The 18673-nt window shown below is 66.6% G+C and carries 23 protein-coding genes and 3 pseudogenes; 12 read left to right on the top strand and 14 right to left on the bottom strand.

Features of this window, described 5'->3' with window-relative positions; translation table 11 throughout:
* The 11 genes and pseudogenes from AAF143_RS13655 to AAF143_RS13605 form a co-directional block, all read right to left on the bottom strand.
* The gene (locus tag AAF143_RS13655) at positions 1-309 is read right to left on the bottom strand and encodes a BMC domain-containing protein (RefSeq protein WP_255007112.1); all 309 of its coding nucleotides are present in this window, start codon (positions 307-309) and stop codon (positions 1-3) included.
* Entirely contained in the window at positions 273-638 is a 366-nt protein-coding gene (locus AAF143_RS13650; RefSeq protein ID WP_414027197.1) for a hypothetical protein, read from the bottom strand. Before AAF143_RS13650 ends, AAF143_RS13655 begins: the two co-directional genes overlap by 37 nt.
* 39 nt (positions 639-677) lie before the next feature.
* Positions 678-928 (bottom strand): annotated as a pseudogene (locus tag AAF143_RS13645) (carboxysome peptide B).
* Complete coding sequence (locus AAF143_RS13640) at positions 928-1248, bottom strand: carboxysome peptide A (RefSeq protein ID WP_414027196.1); 321 nt, start codon at positions 1246-1248, stop codon at positions 928-930. Before AAF143_RS13640 ends, AAF143_RS13645 begins: the two are co-directional and overlap by 1 nt.
* A gap of 1 nt (position 1249) precedes the next feature.
* Positions 1250-2770, bottom strand: coding sequence for a carboxysome shell carbonic anhydrase (locus tag AAF143_RS13635; RefSeq protein ID WP_255006243.1), 1521 nt, complete (start codon positions 2768-2770; stop codon positions 1250-1252).
* A gap of 32 nt (positions 2771-2802) precedes the next feature.
* Positions 2803-5174: pseudogene (locus AAF143_RS13630) on the bottom strand (CsoS2 family carboxysome shell protein).
* A gap of 145 nt (positions 5175-5319) precedes the next feature.
* Entirely contained in the window at positions 5320-5661 is a 342-nt protein-coding gene (locus tag AAF143_RS13625) for a ribulose bisphosphate carboxylase small subunit (RefSeq protein WP_255006231.1), read from the bottom strand.
* 98 nt (positions 5662-5759) lie between these two features.
* A complete protein-coding gene (locus AAF143_RS13620; protein ID WP_255006229.1) occupies positions 5760-7175 on the bottom strand; it encodes a form I ribulose bisphosphate carboxylase large subunit in 1416 nt (471 codons plus the stop codon).
* 72 nt (positions 7176-7247) lie between these two features.
* A complete protein-coding gene (locus AAF143_RS13615) occupies positions 7248-7562 on the bottom strand; it encodes a BMC domain-containing protein (protein WP_255006227.1) in 315 nt (104 codons plus the stop codon).
* 215 nt (positions 7563-7777) lie between these two features.
* A complete protein-coding gene (locus AAF143_RS13610; protein WP_255006223.1) occupies positions 7778-8059 on the bottom strand; it encodes a P-II family nitrogen regulator in 282 nt (93 codons plus the stop codon).
* Between the two features lie 5 nt (positions 8060-8064).
* Positions 8065-9057: a sodium-dependent bicarbonate transport family permease gene (locus AAF143_RS13605; RefSeq protein WP_255006220.1), complete on the bottom strand. Its 993-nt coding sequence runs from the start codon at positions 9055-9057 to the stop codon at positions 8065-8067.
* 277 nt (positions 9058-9334) lie between these two features.
* Between AAF143_RS13605 and rdgB the strand changes: the two genes are divergently transcribed.
* Positions 9335-9952 (top strand): RdgB/HAM1 family non-canonical purine NTP pyrophosphatase, encoded by a 618-nt coding sequence (gene rdgB, locus AAF143_RS13600; RefSeq protein WP_414027195.1) that lies wholly within the window; start codon positions 9335-9337, stop codon positions 9950-9952.
* Here rdgB and AAF143_RS13595 read toward each other — a convergent pair.
* Positions 9942-10730 carry a BMC domain-containing protein gene (locus AAF143_RS13595; RefSeq protein WP_255006211.1) on the bottom strand — a complete coding sequence of 263 codons (789 nt, stop codon included), beginning with the start codon at positions 10728-10730 and terminating at the stop codon, positions 9942-9944. The genes rdgB and AAF143_RS13595 overlap by 11 nt on opposite strands.
* 167 nt (positions 10731-10897) lie before the next feature.
* Here AAF143_RS13595 and AAF143_RS13590 point away from each other — a divergent pair, with 167 nt between their 5' ends.
* Positions 10898-11065, top strand: coding sequence for a hypothetical protein (locus tag AAF143_RS13590; RefSeq protein WP_255006209.1), 168 nt, complete (start codon positions 10898-10900; stop codon positions 11063-11065).
* Positions 11066-11155: 90 nt separating this feature from the next.
* The gene (locus AAF143_RS13585; RefSeq protein WP_409995602.1) at positions 11156-11599 is read left to right on the top strand and encodes a hypothetical protein; all 444 of its coding nucleotides are present in this window, start codon (positions 11156-11158) and stop codon (positions 11597-11599) included.
* On the opposite strand, the gene AAF143_RS13580 is transcribed toward AAF143_RS13585, so the two are convergent.
* Together AAF143_RS13580 and AAF143_RS13575 are read right to left on the bottom strand one after the other, a co-directional pair.
* Positions 11569-11832 (bottom strand): hypothetical protein, encoded by a 264-nt coding sequence (locus AAF143_RS13580; RefSeq protein ID WP_414027194.1) that lies wholly within the window; start codon positions 11830-11832, stop codon positions 11569-11571. The genes AAF143_RS13585 and AAF143_RS13580 overlap by 31 nt on opposite strands.
* Positions 11819-12769 carry a cation:proton antiporter gene (locus AAF143_RS13575; RefSeq protein WP_414027193.1) on the bottom strand — a complete coding sequence of 317 codons (951 nt, stop codon included), beginning with the start codon at positions 12767-12769 and terminating at the stop codon, positions 11819-11821. The genes AAF143_RS13580 and AAF143_RS13575 overlap by 14 nt, the downstream gene beginning before the upstream one ends.
* A 166-nt stretch (positions 12770-12935) precedes the next feature.
* On the opposite strand from AAF143_RS13575, the gene AAF143_RS13570 reads away from it, so the two are divergent.
* The 9 genes and pseudogenes from AAF143_RS13570 (at position 12936) to AAF143_RS13530 (ending at position 18589) form a co-directional block, all read left to right on the top strand.
* Positions 12936-13070, top strand: coding sequence for a hypothetical protein (locus AAF143_RS13570; RefSeq protein WP_414027192.1), 135 nt, complete (start codon positions 12936-12938; stop codon positions 13068-13070).
* 8 nt (positions 13071-13078) lie between these two features.
* Positions 13079-14836, top strand: coding sequence for a proton-conducting transporter membrane subunit (locus tag AAF143_RS13565; protein WP_414027191.1), 1758 nt, complete (start codon positions 13079-13081; stop codon positions 14834-14836).
* On the top strand, positions 14836-15084 hold the full coding sequence (locus AAF143_RS13560; protein ID WP_414027190.1) for a hypothetical protein: 249 nt from the start codon (positions 14836-14838) through the stop codon (positions 15082-15084). Before AAF143_RS13565 ends, AAF143_RS13560 begins: the two co-directional genes overlap by 1 nt.
* A 73-nt stretch (positions 15085-15157) precedes the next feature.
* Positions 15158-15442 (top strand): proton-conducting transporter membrane subunit, encoded by a 285-nt coding sequence (locus AAF143_RS13555; protein WP_414027189.1) that lies wholly within the window; start codon positions 15158-15160, stop codon positions 15440-15442.
* Positions 15439-16359, top strand: coding sequence for a proton-conducting transporter membrane subunit (locus AAF143_RS13550; protein ID WP_414027188.1), 921 nt, complete (start codon positions 15439-15441; stop codon positions 16357-16359). The genes AAF143_RS13555 and AAF143_RS13550 overlap by 4 nt, the downstream gene beginning before the upstream one ends.
* Positions 16356-17665: pseudogene (locus AAF143_RS13545) on the top strand (CO2 hydration protein). The gene AAF143_RS13550 and the pseudogene AAF143_RS13545 overlap by 4 nt, the downstream one beginning before the upstream one ends.
* A gap of 11 nt (positions 17666-17676) precedes the next feature.
* Positions 17677-18078, top strand: a complete 402-nt coding sequence (locus AAF143_RS13540) for a fasciclin domain-containing protein (protein ID WP_255006203.1) — start codon at positions 17677-17679, stop codon at positions 18076-18078.
* On the top strand, positions 18075-18458 hold the full coding sequence (locus tag AAF143_RS13535; protein ID WP_414027187.1) for a DUF2062 domain-containing protein: 384 nt from the start codon (positions 18075-18077) through the stop codon (positions 18456-18458). Before AAF143_RS13540 ends, AAF143_RS13535 begins: the two co-directional genes overlap by 4 nt.
* Complete coding sequence (locus AAF143_RS13530; protein ID WP_414027186.1) at positions 18455-18589, top strand: hypothetical protein; 135 nt, start codon at positions 18455-18457, stop codon at positions 18587-18589. Before AAF143_RS13535 ends, AAF143_RS13530 begins: the two co-directional genes overlap by 4 nt.
* Positions 18590-18673: the final 84 nt, after the last annotated feature.

Genomic DNA, 18673 nt, shown 5'->3' with positions numbered 1-18673 from the left:
TCAAAGCCGGCGGATGGCGTCGGTAGGAACGAGCACGGGCTCGACTTCACTGTGGGGCCGGGCAATGATGTGGGCCGCCACCAGGCCGTCGCCCACGCGCTCGCAGGCATCGGCCCCGGCCCGCACGGCGGCGTTCACGGCACCGGTTTCACCGCGCACCATCACGGTGACGTAGCCACCACCCACGAATTCTCGCGCCACCAGGGTGACTTCGGCGGCCTTGGTCATGGCGTCGGCGGCCTCAATGGCAGGCACCAGACCGCGGGTTTCGATCAGACCGAGGGCGATGCCTTGATGGGAGGGAGCCATGGGAAGGGGGTGGGGGAGGAGGAGGGACGGTTGGGGGTGGAGCTGCCGCCTGAGCCCGCGCCGCTGCCCGAGCGGGCGGTGGAGGCCCGGGCAGGAGTGCTGCGGGCGGGCGCGGCCTTGGCGCTGGTGGTCCGGGCCGCTGGGGTGGCCGCTGCCGCCGCTGCTGCGACGGGGACGGCTTTGGCCAAGGCAACGGTGGGCACAGCGGGCTTGGCCTCGGCAGCCGCTTTTGCAGGGGCTGGCTCGGCCGCCGCCGGCAGGGCTTTGGGGCCGCCGGCGGGGGGTGATCGCTTTTCGGGAGCTGCTGGGGCGGGAGCGGGGGTGGCCATGACGGTGAAGCGGTGGGGAATGATTCAGGGAAAACGCCTTCAGCCGTCCGGGGTCCAGTGGTCGATGATGCCGGCGATGGTGAGATCCGTCAGGGTCTCGGGATTGGTGCAGGCAAAGCGGGCGGCGGAACCACTGGCGGTGAACACCCAGTTCCCGGGGAGGCGCCCACCTGGTCCACCGCCACGCTTTCCTTGCCCTTGGTGTTGCGCAGGACGCGCAGGTTCATGTGGCCAAGCCCGTCGACCCGCTGGGTGCACGTGATCGAGCCGGTGACCTGCATGATTTCCATCAGCGCCCCCCGCCCTCGGGCCCATCGACGGAGGTTGGGGTAGCGGTGGAGGTGGTCTTGGGCTCCGCTTTGCCGGCGTCGGGATTCCAGTGGTCGATGATCCCGACGATGGTCAGATCACTGGGGTACGACTTGCTGCCGGCTGCCTCCCTGGCCGCCGAGCTGCCCACGCAGATGACCCAGTCGCCGGGGATGCAGCCCACGGCGTCGACCGCCACTTTCTGGGTGCTGCCATCGAGCACCACCTGCAGATGCTTGTGCTCGAAGCCTGGGATGCGGTTGGTGGAGACGAGCGGTTTGAGAACCTGGCAGATCAGCATGTCAGTGGACCTCCTCGGCGTCGAAGGAGATCGATGAGCCGACGGTCTCCGCCGGGCTGTGACGGTCCCGGTCGCGCACCGTCAACAGGGTGTGCAGCAGCCCGTCGTGGCAGAGCGTCTCGTAGCGCGACTCGATGGCGGAACGCACCCGTTGGCAGTGGCCGATGGCCCGATCCCGGGCCCCGGGCACGCTGCCGTGGTAGTCAAAGCGAATCACCACCGGGATCGGCAACCCCCGCGAGACGTTGAGGCCGCGGAAGATCTTCACCCCCACATCCAGGTCTGGTGCCCCCTCCTCCACGGTGTCCATGTAGGCGAAGTAGGTGAGGTTGCGCAGGTGGATTTCCTTGAAACCGATGCCCACGCCGATGAAGCGTTCGGCATGACCCGCCTGGCCGTAGCTGCCGCCGTGGTACTGGCGCACGTAGTCGATCTGGGAGAGGTTGTTCTCGAGCAACCTGGCGATCAGCCGCACCATGCCGGGATCACTCGGACCCGCTGCCGCCTGCTCCACCAGCGTGAGGATCCGTTGACGACCCTCCTGGGCCCCGAGCTTTGCGGTGTCGTCGTAGACGCTGCGGGCATCGAGCCAGTTGGTCAGATCGGTGTGGCCATCGAGGCTGGGCACGTGAACCCGGATCGCATCGGTGTCGGTGTCCAGGCCGATCAGCAGCAGATCCACCGAGGCCCCGCAGCAGAAACTGTTCTCGACCGCCTCACGGAAATCGTTGAGGCGCCGCAGGCCCGAGGCGGCGGCGGCGCTGTCGTCGCTGCCGTGGGCCGCACAGCCCTCGTGGTGAGGGTCGCGGGAACTGAAGTGATAGAGCACCACCTTCAGGTAGTGGGTGGGTTCGTGGGCCCCATTGGGACGTGCTTCGCGGAAACGCAGGTGCTCGGTCTTCACCCAGCGGTCCACCGTGTTTTCCACATCGAACATCGCTCCGGCATGGGAACGGCGCCGCACGGAGCTGAAGGGCAGACGCAGGACGTAGGCGATGGCGTGGGCCAGGCGACCGTCGGAGCAGGGGGTGATGTCCAGCAGGTGAAAGCCATCGGCGATCAGCTCGGCGTTGAATGCCGTGCCATCACGGCCATGGAGGGGATCGTCAGCGAAGAAACCATCGCTCACGGAGCGGTAGGTCTCGAACACGCACCAGGCGAACAGGGTGCGCATGTCCAGCTGGCTGACCCAGGCCTTCTCCAGAATCTGGACCGGCAACGGAAAGCCGAGGCTCGCCTGGGCCAGTCGCTGGGCCAGGGCGACGAAATCGCTCTCGTGCTGCAGGGCGGAGATCTCCTTGAGCACTGGAACGATGCGCTCAAAGGCGGTCTGCACCCGTGCCTCGTAGGACTGCAGCAGGGCATTGCTCCGCCCGTCGCTGAGCGGATGGAGGCTCCCCCGCCAGGCTCTGGCGGGGGCGGCGAAGGATGGGTCGCTGACCGCTTTGGCGACGATCGACTCTCGAGCGAGGGCCTCTGGCCCCAGTGGCGTGGGCCTGCGGCGGGGCGCCGTGGGGGCCATGGGCCGTGGGGCTGTCGCAGGGCGACGTGGCATCAACCTCGGGCGCCTCCGGAGACGGTGATCAACGAACCCTGGTCGTAGTTGCCGCTGGATCCGGTGACCGGGCTGGTGGGGCGGGGCAGATCCTCGTTGCGCTTGCGCTGATGGGGCGCCATCGCCGCCATCGAACCGATGCGGGTGGGGTTGCGACGGCGTGCGGAGACCCCTTCGGTACCCGTGACCCGTTCACCGCGATCCCAGTCGTCGCCGGTGATCTTCAAGCCGGCCGAGATGCCTTCACCGGTGACGCGCGACACAGGGCGCACATCCTCATCGACGCTCACCGGGGCGTGGCTTGGGCTGGCCTCGATGGTGCTGGGGCGACGATCAAAGCGGAACTGTTCGGTGCCGGTGACAGTGTCACCGGCCAGATCAAAAGGGCCGGTGATCTTCGCGCTGGTTTCGTAGCGGGTGCCGGTGACGGAGCTGCTCCGTTGCTGGTTGTGATGGGCCGCCTGGGCGGGGGACTGCACGCTGAATCGCTGCCAGGCGGCCGGGGTGTCCAGTGGTTGGGGGAAATCCGGTTCCTGGGCGGCCAGGGCGGCCGCAGCTGTGCCGCAGGCTGAGGCGAACTGGTCGCCACCGATGTAGGGGGTGCCGGTGATGCTTTCACAGGCTCCCTTGGCTGCGCCGGTCATGACCCCACCGATCCCCGGCTGGATGCCGCTCATGCGGGCCCCGGGGGTGCCGGCACGGGCCGGGGTGCGTTGGCGGATGGCGCGCAGATCGTCACTGCTGCACCAGTCGCCCGCCTGATCCAGGCCGGCGTAGGGGGTGCCGGTGACCGACTTGCAGGTGCCGGCTTCATCGCCGGTGACGCTGGCGGAACGTCCGGTGCGGGTACCCGAGACCACCTGGGCCTTGTTGGTGATGCTGAAGCCCACCTTGGCGGCTTCCGGTGCGGGCTGGCTGCCGCAGTAGTGGTCGTACTGCTGGCTGCCGATGTACTCGTCGCCGGTCACGAGCTTGCAGGTGCCGGGCTCATTCCCCGTGACCTTGTCGGAGCGACCGACCAGGGTGCCGGTGACACCCGTACCTCTCAGGGTCAGGGCCTCGCCAACCTTGGCAGGGGCCTGGCCCGGCGTGGCGAGCGAGTCGTTGCTGACGTACTGGGTGCCTGTGGGTTGAATCCCGGCTCCGTGCTCATCACCGGTGACCCGCTCGGATCGGCCGACGAGTACGCCGGAGACCTTGCGCCCTCCCACGGTCTGGGCCACTCCCACCTTCCGGGGGAGGGGTTGCTCGCGGTCTTGCTGCCGCACCAGGTGGCGGCCTGGTTGGGGGAGAGGTATTCGGTGCCGGTGACGGTCTTGCAGGTGCCGGGCTCATCGCCGGTGACCTTTTCCGAGCGCCCCACCTCATTGCCGGTGACCCGGTTGCCGTGGCTGGTGGCGCTGATGCGCACCTTGGCGGGCTGGTTGGGGGCTGGATCGCTCTGGCAGAAGCTGCGGAAGATTTCGGCGCCGAGGTATTCGGTACCGGTGATCGTGCGGCAGGTGCTGGCTTCGTTGCCGGTGGTCTTCTCGGAGCGGTTGGCCTGGGTGCCGGTCACCACCTGACCGCGACCGGTTTCGCTCGCGCCCACCTTCCAGGGGGCGTCCTGGGCGGGGGCGGCCGTTGCCTCGGGGTTCTTGCCGCGGCGAGGGCCGCAGGGACGGCAACTGCCACCGGTGTTGCGGGCGATCGCCGAGGCGCCGGTCTTGCTCCTGAGGTCGCGGATGCGGTGGGACAGTTCCCGGCTGTTCATCTCGGGATTGGCCTGACGCATGGCGGCCCCGCCGCTCACCGTGCCGGTGTTGGCTGACTTGCCATGTTTCGAGAGAGCGTCCCGTCGTGCCAGCACAAGGGCTCGGCTGGGGTTGTGCTGGGACAGGGCCCGCTTGCCCGAGGAACGGCTGGGGCTGGTGGTGCGGCTTGGAACCGTCGCGGAGCGATCTTGGAAGAGGCTGTCCTGGGGCGCGCTGGCCTTCTGCTGGACAGGGGCAGCCGCAGGGGGCTTGGCGGCCCTGGCCTGCTCGCTGCGGGTGCGATCAAGGCTCCTGTCGGCGCGTTTTCCTTTCTTGCTCAGGGCCTCTCGGCGTGCCAGGGCCAGGTCACGGCTGGGGTTGGAGAGCGGGCTGCGCTTGATGGTTCTCGGGGCATCGCTCCAGGCCCTTGCCCGGGGAGCGGCGTTGGGCGGAGGGCTGGCCTGGGCAGCGGGTTGGGGAGCGACCGCGGCGGCCGCCTGGGTCCGGCTCGCCCGGGTTTCCGAGCCACTGCGTACCCGGTCGGGGCTGCTGGAGAAACGCTTTTCGGCGCTCTTGCCGGAGTTGGAGAGCGCCAACCGGCGAGCAAGGGCCGCTTCGCGACTGGATTGAGTTGCCATATCCGCCCGATGAAGAAAAGTCGTGGTTGCTCCAACTCCGGGGGTCGTTTCAGCGATCCCCTGGACTGGATGTCGACACCGTGGCTACGGGATCGCGATTGTCATCAATAACAGTGGTCCCGACCGAAGCCGGGACCACTGGGGTTCAGCGTGCTTCGAAAACCACGAAGCAGGAACCCTGACTCTGGGTGTAGGCGTCATAGCCCACAAGACGCACGTGGTGGTCGGGGTAGGCCCGATGGCAGGACTCGAGCTCGTTGACGATCACACCGAGATCTTTCTCACCGAAGAAGGGGAGCTTCCAGTACGACCAGTAGGTCGCCATCGAACGGCTGGGGTGAACGTGCTCGACCAGGGGACTCCAACCCTGGGCAATGATGTAGGCGATCTGGTCGTAGATCTCGTCCTGGGACATCGGCGGGAGGAAGCCGAAGGTCTCCAGGGTGGCGACTGTTTGGTAGTCACCCACGGTGCTCTTGAAGGGCATGGGGATGGTGGGAATGAAGGTTGGTGGGAAACGACCCGGGCCGCTGCGGCAAGGGAGAGGAGCCAGAGAACCCGGCCTCTCTCCTTCAGCTCAGACGATCAGGCGGTGACGTCGAGTTTGTCGACGGTGTCGAACTCGAACTTGATCTCCTTCCAGGTTTCAAGGGCGATCGCCAGTTCGGGGCTGTGCTTCGCAGCTTCCATGAGGATGTCGCGGCTTTCCTTCTCGATCTCACGGCCGGCATTGCGGGCCTTGACGCAGGCTTCGAGGGCCACGCGGTTGGCGGCAGCTCCAGCCGCGGAGCCCCAGGGGTGGCCGTGGGTGCCACCACCGAACTGCAGCACGGAATCGTCGCCGAAGATCGCCACCAGTGCGGGCATGTGCCACACGTGGATGCCACCGGAAGCCACGGCGAAGACGCCGGGCATCGAACCCCAGTCCTGGTCGAAGAAGTTGCCGCGGCTGCGGTCTTCGGGAACGAAGGATTCACGCAGCTGGTCGATGAAGCCGAGCGTGGTCTGACGGTCACCTTCGAGCTTGCCCACCACGGTGCCGGTGTGGAGCTGGTCACCACCGGAGAGGCGCAGACACTTGGCCAGCACACGGAAGTGGATGCCGTGCTTGGGGTGACGGTCGATCACCGCGTGCATGGCACGGTGAATGTGGAGCAGCATGCCGTTCTTCCGGCACCACTTCGACAGACCGGTGTTGGCCGTGAAGCCACCAGTGATGTAGTCGTGCATGATGATCGGCTGATTGAGTTCCTTGGCGAACTCGGCCCGCTCATACATCTCCTCGGGAGTGGCGGCGGTGCAGTTGAGGTAGTGCCCCTTCTTCTCGCCGGTTTCCTCCTGGGCGAGCTGCACGGCTTCGGCCACGAACTCGAAGCGGTTCTGCCAGCGCTGGAACGGCTGGGAGTTGATGTTCTCGTCGTCCTTGGTGAAGTCGAGACCACCGCGGAGGCATTCGTAGACCACCCGCCCGTAGTTCTTGCCCGACAAGCCCAGCTTGGGCTTGATGGTGCAGCCCAGCAGGGGACGGCCATACTTGTTCATCCGGTCACGTTCGACGCAGATGCCGTTCGGGGGACCCGGGCAGGTCTTGATGAAGGCCATCGGGAAGCGGATGTCCTCCAGGCGCAGGTGGCGCAGGGCCTTGAAGCCGAACACGTTGCCGACCAGGGAGGTCAGCACGTTGGTGATCGAGCCTTCCTCGAACAGATCGAGCGGGTAGGCGATGAAGGCGTAGAACGACTCCTTGTCGCCAGGGACTTCTTCGATCCGGTAGCAACGACCTTTGTAGAAGTCGAGGTCGGTGAGCAGCTCGGACCACACGGTGGACCAAGTGCCCGTGGAAGATTCAGCGGCCACGGCGGCGGCCACTTCTTCCCTGGGTACACCTTCCTGGCCGGTGACCTTGAAGCAGGCCAGCAGGTCGGTGTCGAGGGGGATGTAATCAGGAGTCCAGTAGGTGTCGCGGTACTCCTTGACTCCTGCGTCGTACTTCTTGCTCATAGGGAGATCTCCAGTTGGGTCGGTTGGGAATGGATTAAAGGAATGGGCGCTTCGTCAGCTTCGCCTCAGTCCTCAGTCCTTCTGACCGAGAAAGTTGCTGCTGCTCCCCAGAGCCGGTTCCACCTCGCGATGGGGGCGGGCGATGATGTGGGCGGCCACCAGGCCGTCACCAACGCGCTCACAAGCGTCAGCGCCGGCGCGGACGGCGGCGTTGACGGCGCCGGTTTCACCGCGCACCAGCACGGTGACGTAGCCGCCGCCAACGAATTCGCGGCCGATCAGGCGCACTTCTGCAGCCTTGGTCATGGCGTCAGCCGCCTCGATGGCCGGGACGAGCCCCCGGGTTTCGATCATGCCGAGGGCGATGCCCATGATTTCGTTAGCCATTGCCTACTCCTGGAAGAGGGGGTGGAATGTTCGTTCGTCACCATGGTCGGCGGCTTACCCCCCGTCAAGGATTTTTGGTATGCCGAGTCATCACGGTCCGTGCTGGCATCAATAAGTGCGTCTGATCAGTGCGTCACAAAACGTTGGTTTTCCTGTTGGGCCGCTCTGGTCATTTCCCCAAGAAGGCCCTGCAGGAAGGCCTTGGGTCCCACAGCTCAGAAGCTTTCTGCGTCGCCCACGAAAGCCACGCCGCCGTAGTAGTTGAGGATCGGCCTCACGCTGGTGCGCAATTTGTCGAGCACGTCGTGCTCACAGAAGACGATCACGTGGGCGTTGGCTCCGAGGCTGCTGAAGTCCATGCCCTCCGACACCTCTCCATTGGGGCCACGGCCGGTGACGTGACGCATCACCGAGTAGCCCGGGGCACCGGCCCGGTCGATGGCGCTGCAGATCTTGTCGAGTTCCCGTTCGCTGAAGATCAGGTCGATGCGTTTCATGGCTATCAGGTGGCGGGGATCAGGCGTTGGACGATCGCCATGTAGGCAGGAATGCCTACCACGATGTTGAAGGGGAAGGTCAGCCCCAATGAGGTGGAGATATAGAGGCTTGGGTTGGCCTCCGGCACCGTCATGCGCATGGCCGCCGGCACGGCGATGTAGGAGGCGCTGGCACAGAGGACCATGAAGAGCAGGGCGTTGCCCTGGGACAGCCCCAGCAGCAGGGCGATGCCGAGCCCGACCAGGGCATTGACCGGTGGGCAGAGCAGGGCGAAGCCGATCAGGAAGGCGCCCGCCTTGCGCAGCTCCGCCAGCCGTTGGGCGGCAACGATGCCCATGTCGAGCAGAAAGAAGCTCAGGGCGCCGTAGAAGAGCTTGTCGGTGAAGGGCTCCATCTTGGCCACACCGCTGGGGCTGTACTGAGCCACCAAAAATCCGATCACCAGGCTGCCCACCAGCAGGAAGACCGAGCTGTTCAGGAACGCCTCACGGAGCACGGAGCTCCAGGGCATCTCTCCGCCCCCAGGCCGTTGCTGGGGCCCGGCCAGCTTCACCAGCAGCAGGCCGATGATGATCGCCGGCGATTCCATCAGGGCCAGGGCGGCAACCATGAAACCGTCGAAGCCCACCCCCAGCACCCCGAGGAAGCTCTGGGCGGTGATGAAGGTCACGGCGCTGATCGAGCCGTAGGTGGCGGCAATCGCGGCGGCGTTGAAGGTGTCCAGGCGTGTGCGCAGCACCAGGAAGGTCAGCAGCGGCACCGCCAGCGACATCAGCACGGCCGCGCTGATCGTGGGCAGCACCTGGCCGGCCAGGCCACTGTGCTGAAGTTCCAGGCCTCCCTTGAAGCCGATCGCCAGCAACAGGTAAAGAGAGAAGAGCTTGGGCAGCGGCGAGGGGATGTCCAGGTCTGAGCCCAGGAGCACCGCCAGCACACCGAGAAAGAAGAACAGAACCGGCGGCGAGAGCAGATTCTGCAGAACCAGGCTGGTGTCCATCGCAGCCCGCTCGAGGGTTTCAGCGTCTGGCGCAGCCTACGGGCAGCGCTGGAATCCGGGCCAGGGCCGTGGCGAAAAGCAAGGGCCCTGAGGGCTCCATGGCGCCATCGGCGATTCCGTCGATCTTCGGCTGGTCGACGGAACGCCCATCGTGACTGCTCCAAGTGACTCGGCCTCTGGACGGTCGGACTGTGGGTCTCGGCCATTCCTTCGGCCCTTGCAGCCGTTCAACTGGGAGGTCGTGGCGGAGAATGGCTATTGCATGATTCGGTTGTCCTTGGGTGTGTTCGCTGATCGCTCGGCCCCCCGGCCGGTGCTGGTGATCGCCAGCGGCAACCCCCACAAGGTGGCGGAGATCGGCGCCATGCTTGAAGGCCTCCAGCTCGATGTGCGCCCCCAGCCCGAGGGCCTGGAGATCGAGGAAACCGGTGCCAGCTACGGGGAGAACGCCCGGCTGAAGGCCGAAACCGTGGCCCGGCTCACGGGCCAGTGGGCCCTGGCGGACGACTCAGGCCTGGAGGTGGATGCACTGGGCGGTGCCCCGGGGCTCTATTCCGCCCGCTACGCCTCCAGCGATGCCGAACGCCTGGCGCGGTTGCTGCGGGACCTGGGCGATACCCCCTACCGCAGCGCCAGCTTCAACAGCGCCATGGCCCTGGCCGATCCCTCCGGCACCACGGTGCTCGAGGCCCAGGGGGTCTGTCGTGGCGAGATCCTCACGGCGCCCCGGGGTGAGGGCGGTGGCTACGACCCGCTGTTCCGGGTGCGCGAGGCGGGGCTGACCTATGCCCAGATGTCCAGCTACCAGAAGGACCGGCTCGGCAGCCGTGGCAAGGCTGCCCGGGCCCTGGCCCCAGCGCTCCTGGAGTTATTGGACGTTCCGCTCAGGCGTTGATCTGGGCCACGGCGCGCATGGCCGCCGCTGCCGCCTCCTCCACATCTCCTTCACGGCCGGCGAGGATGAGTCGGCCGAAGGCTCCGACGGCCTTGACGTCGACGACGGTGATGTTGGCCGCCTTCTCGGCGTCATTGGCGGCGATCAGCACGTAGCCGGCGGGTTCGGTCTCAAGGATGAACATGCTCATCCCGGCCTGGATCATCGAACCGCGGCGGTTCTGACGGTTGATCAGCACCGCATGGTCGGGGGTGATCGCCCGGATGATCTCCGTCCAGCTGACGTGGCAGTTGTTGCGGCGATCGATGCTGCTGCCGATCGCCTCCAGCACCACCTGGCCGGAGTGGCGGACGTTGCTCTGGTCGCGGTGGTAAAGCGCCAGGGAGCCAAAGGCGCGCTCCACCACCATCTGTCCCAGGCGCACGGTGCTGGCCTTGAGGGCGATGTCGGTGACACGGTGCACGGCCATGCCGGGGGACACCTCCAACCAGAGGCAGGCGTCACCGGGGATCGGCAGGAACCCTTGGGACACCGTGCCCATGTAGGCGGCCAGTTGGGGCTGCAGGGAGTCGATGAAGACGTAGGTGCGCAGCTGGATCGACTGCACCGCACCGCTGCTGTTGGCGAGGCGGTGGCCTTCGCTGTCGGTGGTGATGGTGACGCAGCTCGGACCGCTGGACTCGATGTCGATCTGGGTGCCGGTGATCGGCGTGCCGCCGCTGAGTGAACCGGGTCGTCGCCTCCGTAGGGGGTCGTCGAGGCTGGAGAGACGATCCATGGCTCCGGGGGCTGGGATGGCCGCTCGTCAGGCCATGGGCGAGGAGCTGGAGGCGATCTTAACTTGCGCCCCGTTGGGAACCCCAGACGCCGGCGAGCAAAAGGTACCCATCGACACGACGGCGCCTGGGGTCGTCGCTATCAAGGTTCATCTACGGCGTCTGTTTCATGCTCACGTCCGCCACCCGCCTGCGCCTGCAGGCGATCATCGAGCGCATCGGCAACGACCACCCCGTTTCCCTCGCTGAGCGCATCTACCTGCAGAAGTTCGCCGACCGCGACCAGAGCGTGGCCAGCTGGCTGAGGCGGGCCCGGCGCCGCCAGCTGGTGGGGTGACCCCAGGTTGCTCTCGACCGGCTGGGGGCGGCCCCTTGCGCCACCGGCAGAAGCGGGTACCTTCCGCCCAGGCACCCTGTGGAACCCGCCGTGGCCACGAAACGCACCACCCCGACCCAGCCACTCCGCTCCGAGGCCGAGAGCATCACTTTCTCCGACTGGATTGCCCAGGCCGTGGACCAGGGCGTCAAGCCAGAGCAGGCCCTCGCCTTCATCGGTCTGGGGTTGATGCAGCGTCTGGGGGCCAACGCCAGCGAGGCGCCCCTGGTCTGGAATGACGGTGGCGATGGGGGCCAGCTGGATTCAGCGGCCCTGCGCCAACGCCTGGAACTCACCGACCTGGCCATTCGTACCGGCGCCCCCTTGAGCACGGCCGAGGTGAGCCTGCTGCTGGGGGCAAGGCCCGGATCGGGCTTTGTGGAGCGGGCAGGCCTGGTGGCCCGCCGCCTCAGCCGCAATGTCTGGAAGCTGAGCCGCAGCAACGCTGACGCCGAGCGCAGTTCCTACGGCGACGCCTTCCGCCGCAGACTCTGAACGCGGCGATTCAAAAGCAACAGCCCCAGCACGGTGGTGCTGGTCACCATGATCACCAGCGCCGAAAAGGCGTTGTCATCGATCAAGCCGGCCTTGAGAGCAGCGCCGGCGAACACCAGGCCGGGCAGACCGCGGGGGATCAGGCCGAACACCACCGTCCAGGGGTCAACGCCCTGGGAGCGGGCCGCTTTTCCGATCCCATACCAACAGAGAAGCTTGCTAATCAGGGCCATGGCGATCAGCAGGCCCGCCAGTTGCCAGGCCGCCGGGCTCAGCAGTGATTCCAGCTTCCACCCGCATGCCCACGGTCACGAAGTAGAGCGGCACGAACACATCGGAGAACACCACCAGGTTGTCCTCCACGGCGGCATCGGGCGGGCTGAGCCGAGCCAGCAGCATCCCTCCGAACAGGGCCCCAAGGAGGCCGGTGAGTCCGAACGTCTCCCCCGCTGCGGCGCTGGCGATCATCAGCAACACCAGGGCAAACGGGCCCAGCCTCCTGGGGCCGCAGCGCTGCACGAAGACCTTCACCAGCCCGTAGCAGAGGCCGGCCAGCGCCAGGCCCAGGGCGATCCAGCCCAGTCCGCCGCTGGCGAAGGGGCCGCTCGCGGCCAGCGCGCCTGCTCCGCTGGTGCCTTCTCCGGATCGCCCCGCCACGAAGGTGGCCAGGGCCAGGAGGCCCACCGCCGGAAGATCATCCAGCACCGAAACACCCACCAGCAGCCGCGCCGAGGGAGTGGCCATCGCCCCCAGGCTGCGAAGGGTGCGCAGGGTCACGCCAGTGCCGGTGGCGGCCACCACCGCCAGGAACAGCAGCACCTGGGCGGTGCTGGCGCCGGTGAGGGCCCTCACCGGCACGAAGAACAGCAGCGGCGCCAGGCTGCTGATCAGCACCGTGCGCAGGATGTCAGTGCGGTGATCGGCCAGCAGATCGCCTCTGGTTTCCAGGCCGACCAGAAAGAACAGGCTGATCACCCCCAGCTCCGCGATGCCCGACACCCCGTTGAGGCGCTCGTAGGAGAGCACGGTGTTGCCCAGCAGGAAGCCGACCGTGAGTTCCAGCAGGATCGCCGGCAGGGCGGCGCTGCCCAGCAGGCCCTGCAGACGCCTGGCCACCACGACCGCAAGCAGCAGGGCGAGAAGGCTGATCAGCACCGTGGGGGAGGCCATGGGCTGATGGCAGTTCGCAAAGGTCGCGCCGGACCCTAACCAGGCGGGGGATAATCAGAACTTGGTTGACCGATAGGCAACGCCGTTGCCCCTTCCCACCCAAACACTCGACGCCGTAATTAGTGTTCCGCACCACCGAATGCGGTGACCTTCGCTGGCTCCCTTGATGACCGTCTTTTTCACTGAGACGGCCTGGCTGATTCCCCTCTACCCGTTGCTGGCCGCCGTGGCCTCTTCGGCCTGGTCGCCCGGCCTGATCTGGCGCACGGGGCCACGCCCTGCGGCTACCTCAACCTGCTGATGGTGAGCGTGGCCTTCGTCCACAGCGTGCTCGCCCTGATGGGTCTGCTCTCGAATGCGGCAGCGGGGCCGAGCGCCCTCTACAAACCCCTCACCTTCGGCTGGACCTGGCTTTCGACCGCCGGCCTTTCGATCGGGTTCGAGGGCATCATCACTGAGCCCGCCCTGATCGCGATGACGGTGATCACGGGCCTGCACGTGCTCACTCAGATCTTCGCGATCGGCTACATGGAGATGGATTGGGGCTGGCCGCGCTTCTTCGGCAGCCTCAGCTTCTTCGAGGCCGGCCTCTGCGCCCTGGTGCTCACCGATTCCCTGTTCTTCAGCTACGTGATCCTCGAGCTGCTCACGCTGGGCACGTACCTGATCGTGGGCACCTGGTACAACCAGCCCCTGGTGGTGAAAGGAGCCCGCGATGCCTTCCTCACCAAGCGGATCGGCGACCTGATCCTGCTGGCTGGGCTGATCGCCATCCTGCCGGTGACCGGCACCTGGAATTTCCATGGCCTGGCCACCTGGGCCGCGGGGCAGAACCCCGACGAACTTCCTGCCGGCGTCACCCTGATCCTGCTGGCCCTGATCGCCGGGCCGATGGGCAAATGTGCCCAGATCCCCCTGCACCTCTGGCTCGATGAGGCGATGGAGAGCCCCCTGCCCTCCACCGTGCTGCGCAATTCCGTGGTGGTGGTCGGTGGCGCCTGGGTGCTGCTGCGTCTCCAGCCCCTGATCGCCCTGAGCCCCCTCGTGCAGACAGTGCTCGTGGTGGTGGGCGGCACCAGTGCCGTGGTCGGGGCCCTGATCGCCCTGGCCCAGATCGATGTCAAGCGCGCGCTTTCCTTCCTCGTGACCAGCTGGATGGGGCTGCTGTTCATGGCGGTGGGCCTGGGCGGCATCGACACGGCCGATCACCTTTTGTTGGTGTATCCCCTGCCGATGGCCCTGATGCTGCTCTCGATCGGCACGATCGTGATCACCAACGTGACCCAGGACCTCACCAAGCTCGGTGGCCTCTGGAGCCGCCGGCCCCTGATCGGCCTCGCCTTCCTCACCGGTGCCGCCGGCCTGATCGCCCTGCCTCCCTTCGGAGGCTTCGCCGCCCTGCGCGAGCTGATGGCCCTGACCAGCGCCAGCGACCGCCCGATCCTCCTGGGCAGCCTGGTGTTGCTCACCAATGCCCTGATCAGTGCTGGCCTGATCAGGGTGTTCGGGTTGATCTGGGCCGGCCGCCCATCGCCGTTCACCACCCGCTCACCCGAGGCCCTCTGGCTGATGGTGCTGCCCACCGTCGTGCTGATGGGGGTGACCCTGCACCTGCCCCAGCTGCTGGTGCGCAACGGCCTCTATGCCCTCACGCCCCTGCCTGGCTGGGGTCCGATGGCCTGGCCCCTGCTGCTCTCCACCCTGGTAGGTGGCGGACTGTCAGCGGTCTTCTATCTACGTCCCCATCCCCTGGCCCACCTTCCGACCATCCTCGGCGGACTGCAGGACTGGCTGGCCCATGACATGCAGACCGAGCGCTTCTACCAACGCACCGTGGTGGGCGCCGTGGTGGCCCTTTCCCGCCTCAGCGCCTGGACCGACGAGCGGCTGGTGGACGGATTCAGCGGCGCCACCGGTGGCGCCGCCATGGAGGGGGCCCGCCGACTCAGTTTCACCACATCCGGCCGCACCCAGGCCTATGCCCTCACCCTGCTGCTGGGCGTGCTGCTGATGGCCGCCTGGCTGCTGGTCTCCCAGCCCACCGTGCCCTTCCTTCCACTCCGCTGATGGCACCCCTGGTTCTCCCCCTGCTCGTCGCCTTGCCCCTGCTGGCGGGAGTGCTGCTGCCGCTGCTGCCGGAGAATCGTCCGGTGCTGGTGCGCAGCCTTGCCGCCCTGGCCCCGGGCCTTCAGTTGGTGCTGGCCCTGCTCTGCTGGTGGTACCCCCGGCGGATCTGCACCTGGCCTGGCTGCCGAAGCTGGGGCTCTCCTTTGATCTTGGTCTGGATGGCCTTTCCCTGCCTCTGGTGGTGCTGAGCGGCCTGCTCACCGCCCTGGCCATTCTGGCCTCCCCGCCGACCAGCTCCGTCCGCGGCTCTACTTCCCGCTGATGCTGGCCACCAACCTCGGAGTGGTGGGCGCCTTCCTGGCCCGCAACGCCCTGCTGTTCGTGCTGGCCTTCGAACTCGTGCTGATCCCCACCACTCTGCTGGTGGCGATCTGGGGAGGAAAACGGAGGGCCGGCGCGGCAATCCGCTACCTGATCTATGGCGCGGTGTCGGGCCTGAGTCTCCTGGCCGGTGTGCTCGCCCTGGGCTGGTTCAACGCCAACGGCTTCAGCTTCGCCTACGACGACCTGATGCGAGCGGAGATCACCCCCGGGCCTCCGCCGTGATCCTCGGACTGTTGCTGCTCGGCTTCGGCCTGAAGCTGCCGGTGGTACCGCTGCATGGCTGGCAGCCCCTCACCTATGCCGAGGCCCCCACGCCGGTGGTGATGCTGCTGGGCGGAGCCGTGGCCAAGCTCGGTGCCTACGGTCTGCTGCGCTTTGGGGTGGGCTTCCTGCCCGATACCTGGATGGCCTGGTCCCCCTGGATCGCTGCCGCCGGAGCGGTGAGTGCCGTCTACGGCGCCCTCAACGCCATCGCCCAGCGCGACATGCGCCGGCTGATGGCCTACAGCTCCCTCGGTCACATGGGCCTGCTGGTGTTGGCCCTGGCGGCCGCCACCCCGATGAGTCTGCAGGGGGCCGTGGCCCAGGTGCTGGCCCACGGCCTGATCGTGGCCCTGCTGTTCGCCACGGTGGGGCTGATCGAGCGCCGCACGGGCACCACCTCCATCCCGGAGCTCTCCGGCCTGCTCAATCCTTACCGGGGCCTGCCCTTCACCCTGGGCATGCTCCTGCTCGCCCTGATGGCCGCCGCCGGCATCCCCGGCCTGGCCGGTTTCCCGGCGGAGTTGCTGGTGTTCGAAGGAAGCTGGACGGCCTTCCCCAGAGCCACCCTGATCTGCCTGGTGGCCTCGGGCTTCACGGCCGTCTATGCCGTGCGCCTGTTCAATCGGGTGGGCTTCGGTCGACTCGACAACGAACGGGCCGACTGGCAGAGCACCACCTGGCAGGAACGGCTTCCCGCCATGGTGCTCACCGTGCTCGTGGTGGTGGGCGGGCTCTGGCCCACCTCCCTGGTGGGCTGGAGTGAAAGCAGTACGGCAGCCCTGGCCCTGCGGGCCCAGCAGATTCCTCCCTCCCCCGCCCAGACCTTCCTGGCTTCGGCCACCCTCACCTTCCCCCTGGAGGTCCCCGTCTCATGACTCCGCCTACCGCCGCGGCCGAAACCACCACCCGTCCGCCCCTGATCCCTCCTTCGCAGCATCCCTACGCCGAGGTGATCCATCGGCTGGAGGCCGGCGGTTCGATGTTGCCGGACACGCCGGAAAACCTGATGCAGATCATCGGCATCTACAAGGCCTATGCCGTGCCGATGGACTTCTACTGGCGCGACCTGCTCTACATCGCCGAGCGGGTGTTCCTTGATCCCCTGCCGGCCTTCAAGTACTTCCCCACCCAGGAGTATCTGGATCTGCCCAACTCCTACGCCGGCGACGATTCCAAGCTGCGCATCTGGCGGGGTCCAGCCACGGCCCACCCCGAGCTGCTGGAGTTCATGGCCAAGGGCGAGACCCGCCCGATGTCCAAACTTCTCCACCATTTGTGGCACGACCGCATCAACATGGAGTTCGCCGAGGCCTGCATGGAGGCCATGCTGTGGCACCAGGGCATGGGTGGCCGCTTCTACGACTACCTCGAAACCGACGTCTACAAGGCCAACGCCGACCGGGCGATCAAGGCCTACTTCAAGGGCAATCCCCTGATGCTCGGGCTGCATGCCTTGTTCCCGGAGATGTTCCTGGAGCAGGTTCGCAAAATGAGTTACTACGCCAACCTGGGCTTGTTCTGGGAGGTGATGGCCCCGGTCTTCTTCGAGATGAGCGACATCTACGACGAAGGTGGATTCAAAGGGGTGCCCGACGCCATGGACTTCCTCGTCAACGGCATCTTCGCCGTGGCCGGCCGGCCGATTTACCACCATGTGTACATCGGCGAGGAGATGTTCGAGATCATTCCCAAATCTGAAGGGTTCACCTGGCTGTATGAGGCGGCCCTTCCCTATGTGGAGGCCGTCTTCTACCGCACGGCGCCGTTCCGGGGCACCAAGAGCTACAACGCCCAGGCCGGCCAGGTGCCCGAAGTGCAGGCCGACTTCCACTACGGCATCCTCTATGCCGATGTCTTCCCCGTGGGCTCGGCGGGCATCCCCCCACGCTGCTGATGCAGGACATGCTGCATTTCCTGCCGCCCTACCTCACGGAGCTCTACGACCAGCACAAGCGCGGTGAGGCCGACATCCTGATCCAGCTGGGTGTCACCTTCCAGCGCTCCATGTACAACGTCACCTCTGCGGTGATCCAGGCCCTGCGCTGTGCGCTGCTCTACCCCCTCGACGACACCGATCCGGAGCACCTGATGGCGAACCGGAAGTTTTTCGAGGCTCAGATGGACCGTTTCATTCGGCCCGAGGCACGCTTGCCCCAGATCCAGACCCAGGACTACCGCTAGGAGATCCCCCCATGGCCAACATCATCGAAACCGCCAAGGGAGCCGGCTGCTTCGGCACCCTGCTCACCGCCGTTGAAGTGGCGGGTCTCACCGGTGCCCTTGAGAGCCCCGGTCCCTTCACGGTGTTCGCCCCCGTCGACGAGGCCTTCGCCGCCCTGCCTCCGGGCACGGTGCAGACGCTGGTGGATAACGTGCCCCAACTGGCTCGGATCTTGAAATTTCACGTTCTCTCTGGGGCGCACACGCGCGCGGAGTTGATCGATCAGCCCGAGTGGGAGAGCCTTGAGGGCGCACCTGTGCCGATTCGCCGCGCTGAACCCTTCGAGGTCAAGAACGCCACGGTGGTGTCCGCCGACATCGTCTGCGACAACGGCATCGTGCATGTGATCGACCGCGTGATCCTGCCCGGATGAGACCTGGGCGGCGCCGGTCACGGTTCAGGCGGCACCTGCCGGCCAAGGTGTGGCTCTGGAAGGCCAGGCGACTGCTGCTCTGGCTGTGGCGTCAGGAGGGCAGCCGCGGCCAGCGCACCCGCGGCCTGGCGGCCGGGGTCTTCATCGGTTGTTTCCCCTTCTTCGGTCTGCAGACCCTGCTCGGCATCGCCCTGGCGAGCCTGGTGCGCGGCAACCATCTGCTGGCGGCGGCGGGCACCTGGGTCAGCAACCCGTTCACTTCGCTGCCGATCTACTTCCTCAATTTTCAGGTGGGCAGCCTGTTGCTGGGGCCTGGCCCCGCTTGGCCCGGGGGGACATCCTCTCCCATCCAGATCCAATGTCCCTGGGCTGGGCGTTGACCAGCCGCCTGATGCTCGGCTCCACCCTGGTGGGGTTGGTGGCCGCTCTGATCTGCAGCGGGTTGTTCTGGCGTTGGCTGCGTCATAAGGAACGGCAGCATGCCTCCGTCGCCTTAAATTCACTCAACTGATTCCGAAGACAACGAGAACCTTGAACCGAATGGCCCCGTGCTCCCTTAGTTGTGAACGCTCTCTCCCCCATGGAAGGTCACGCC

Source organism: Cyanobium sp. ATX-6F1 (assembly GCF_047395825.1).
Taxonomy (GTDB): Bacteria; Cyanobacteriota; Cyanobacteriia; order PCC-6307; family Cyanobiaceae; genus ATX-6F1.
The sequence above is the reverse complement of the archived record's forward strand: the minus strand, read 5'-3'. Positions and strand labels throughout refer to the sequence as shown.

What these genes read in the sequence shown, in the direction of transcription:
- AAF143_RS13655 (WP_255007112.1), bottom strand. Translation starts at nt 309, where the DNA reads ATGGCTCCCTCCCATCAAGGCATCGCCCTCGGTCTGATCGAAACCCGC.
- AAF143_RS13650 (WP_414027197.1), bottom strand. Translation starts at nt 638, where the DNA reads ATGGCCACCCCCGCTCCCGCCCCAGCAGCTCCCGAAAAGCGATCACCC.
- AAF143_RS13640 (WP_414027196.1), bottom strand. Translation starts at nt 1,248, where the DNA reads ATGCTGATCTGCCAGGTTCTCAAACCGCTCGTCTCCACCAACCGCATC.
- AAF143_RS13635 (WP_255006243.1), bottom strand. Translation starts at nt 2,770, where the DNA reads ATGGCCCCCACGGCGCCCCGCCGCAGGCCCACGCCACTGGGGCCAGAG.
- AAF143_RS13625 (WP_255006231.1), bottom strand. Translation starts at nt 5,661, where the DNA reads ATGCCCTTCAAGAGCACCGTGGGTGACTACCAAACAGTCGCCACCCTG.
- AAF143_RS13620 (WP_255006229.1), bottom strand. Translation starts at nt 7,175, where the DNA reads ATGAGCAAGAAGTACGACGCAGGAGTCAAGGAGTACCGCGACACCTAC.
- AAF143_RS13615 (WP_255006227.1), bottom strand. Translation starts at nt 7,562, where the DNA reads ATGGCTAACGAAATCATGGGCATCGCCCTCGGCATGATCGAAACCCGG.
- AAF143_RS13610 (WP_255006223.1), bottom strand. Translation starts at nt 8,059, where the DNA reads ATGAAACGCATCGACCTGATCTTCAGCGAACGGGAACTCGACAAGATC.
- AAF143_RS13605 (WP_255006220.1), bottom strand. Translation starts at nt 9,057, where the DNA reads ATGGACACCAGCCTGGTTCTGCAGAATCTGCTCTCGCCGCCGGTTCTG.
- AAF143_RS13595 (WP_255006211.1), bottom strand. Translation starts at nt 10,730, where the DNA reads ATGGATCGTCTCTCCAGCCTCGACGACCCCCTACGGAGGCGACGACCC.
- AAF143_RS13590 (WP_255006209.1), top strand. Translation starts at nt 10,898, where the DNA reads ATGCTCACGTCCGCCACCCGCCTGCGCCTGCAGGCGATCATCGAGCGC.
- AAF143_RS13580 (WP_414027194.1), bottom strand. Translation starts at nt 11,832, where the DNA reads ATGGCCCTGATTAGCAAGCTTCTCTGTTGGTATGGGATCGGAAAAGCG.
- AAF143_RS13575 (WP_414027193.1), bottom strand. Translation starts at nt 12,769, where the DNA reads ATGGCCTCCCCCACGGTGCTGATCAGCCTTCTCGCCCTGCTGCTTGCG.
- AAF143_RS13570 (WP_414027192.1), top strand. Translation starts at nt 12,936, where the DNA reads ATGACCGTCTTTTTCACTGAGACGGCCTGGCTGATTCCCCTCTACCCG.
- AAF143_RS13560 (WP_414027190.1), top strand. Translation starts at nt 14,836, where the DNA reads ATGGCACCCCTGGTTCTCCCCCTGCTCGTCGCCTTGCCCCTGCTGGCG.
- AAF143_RS13555 (WP_414027189.1), top strand. Translation starts at nt 15,158, where the DNA reads ATGCTGGCCACCAACCTCGGAGTGGTGGGCGCCTTCCTGGCCCGCAAC.
- AAF143_RS13540 (WP_255006203.1), top strand. Translation starts at nt 17,677, where the DNA reads ATGGCCAACATCATCGAAACCGCCAAGGGAGCCGGCTGCTTCGGCACC.
- AAF143_RS13535 (WP_414027187.1), top strand. Translation starts at nt 18,075, where the DNA reads ATGAGACCTGGGCGGCGCCGGTCACGGTTCAGGCGGCACCTGCCGGCC.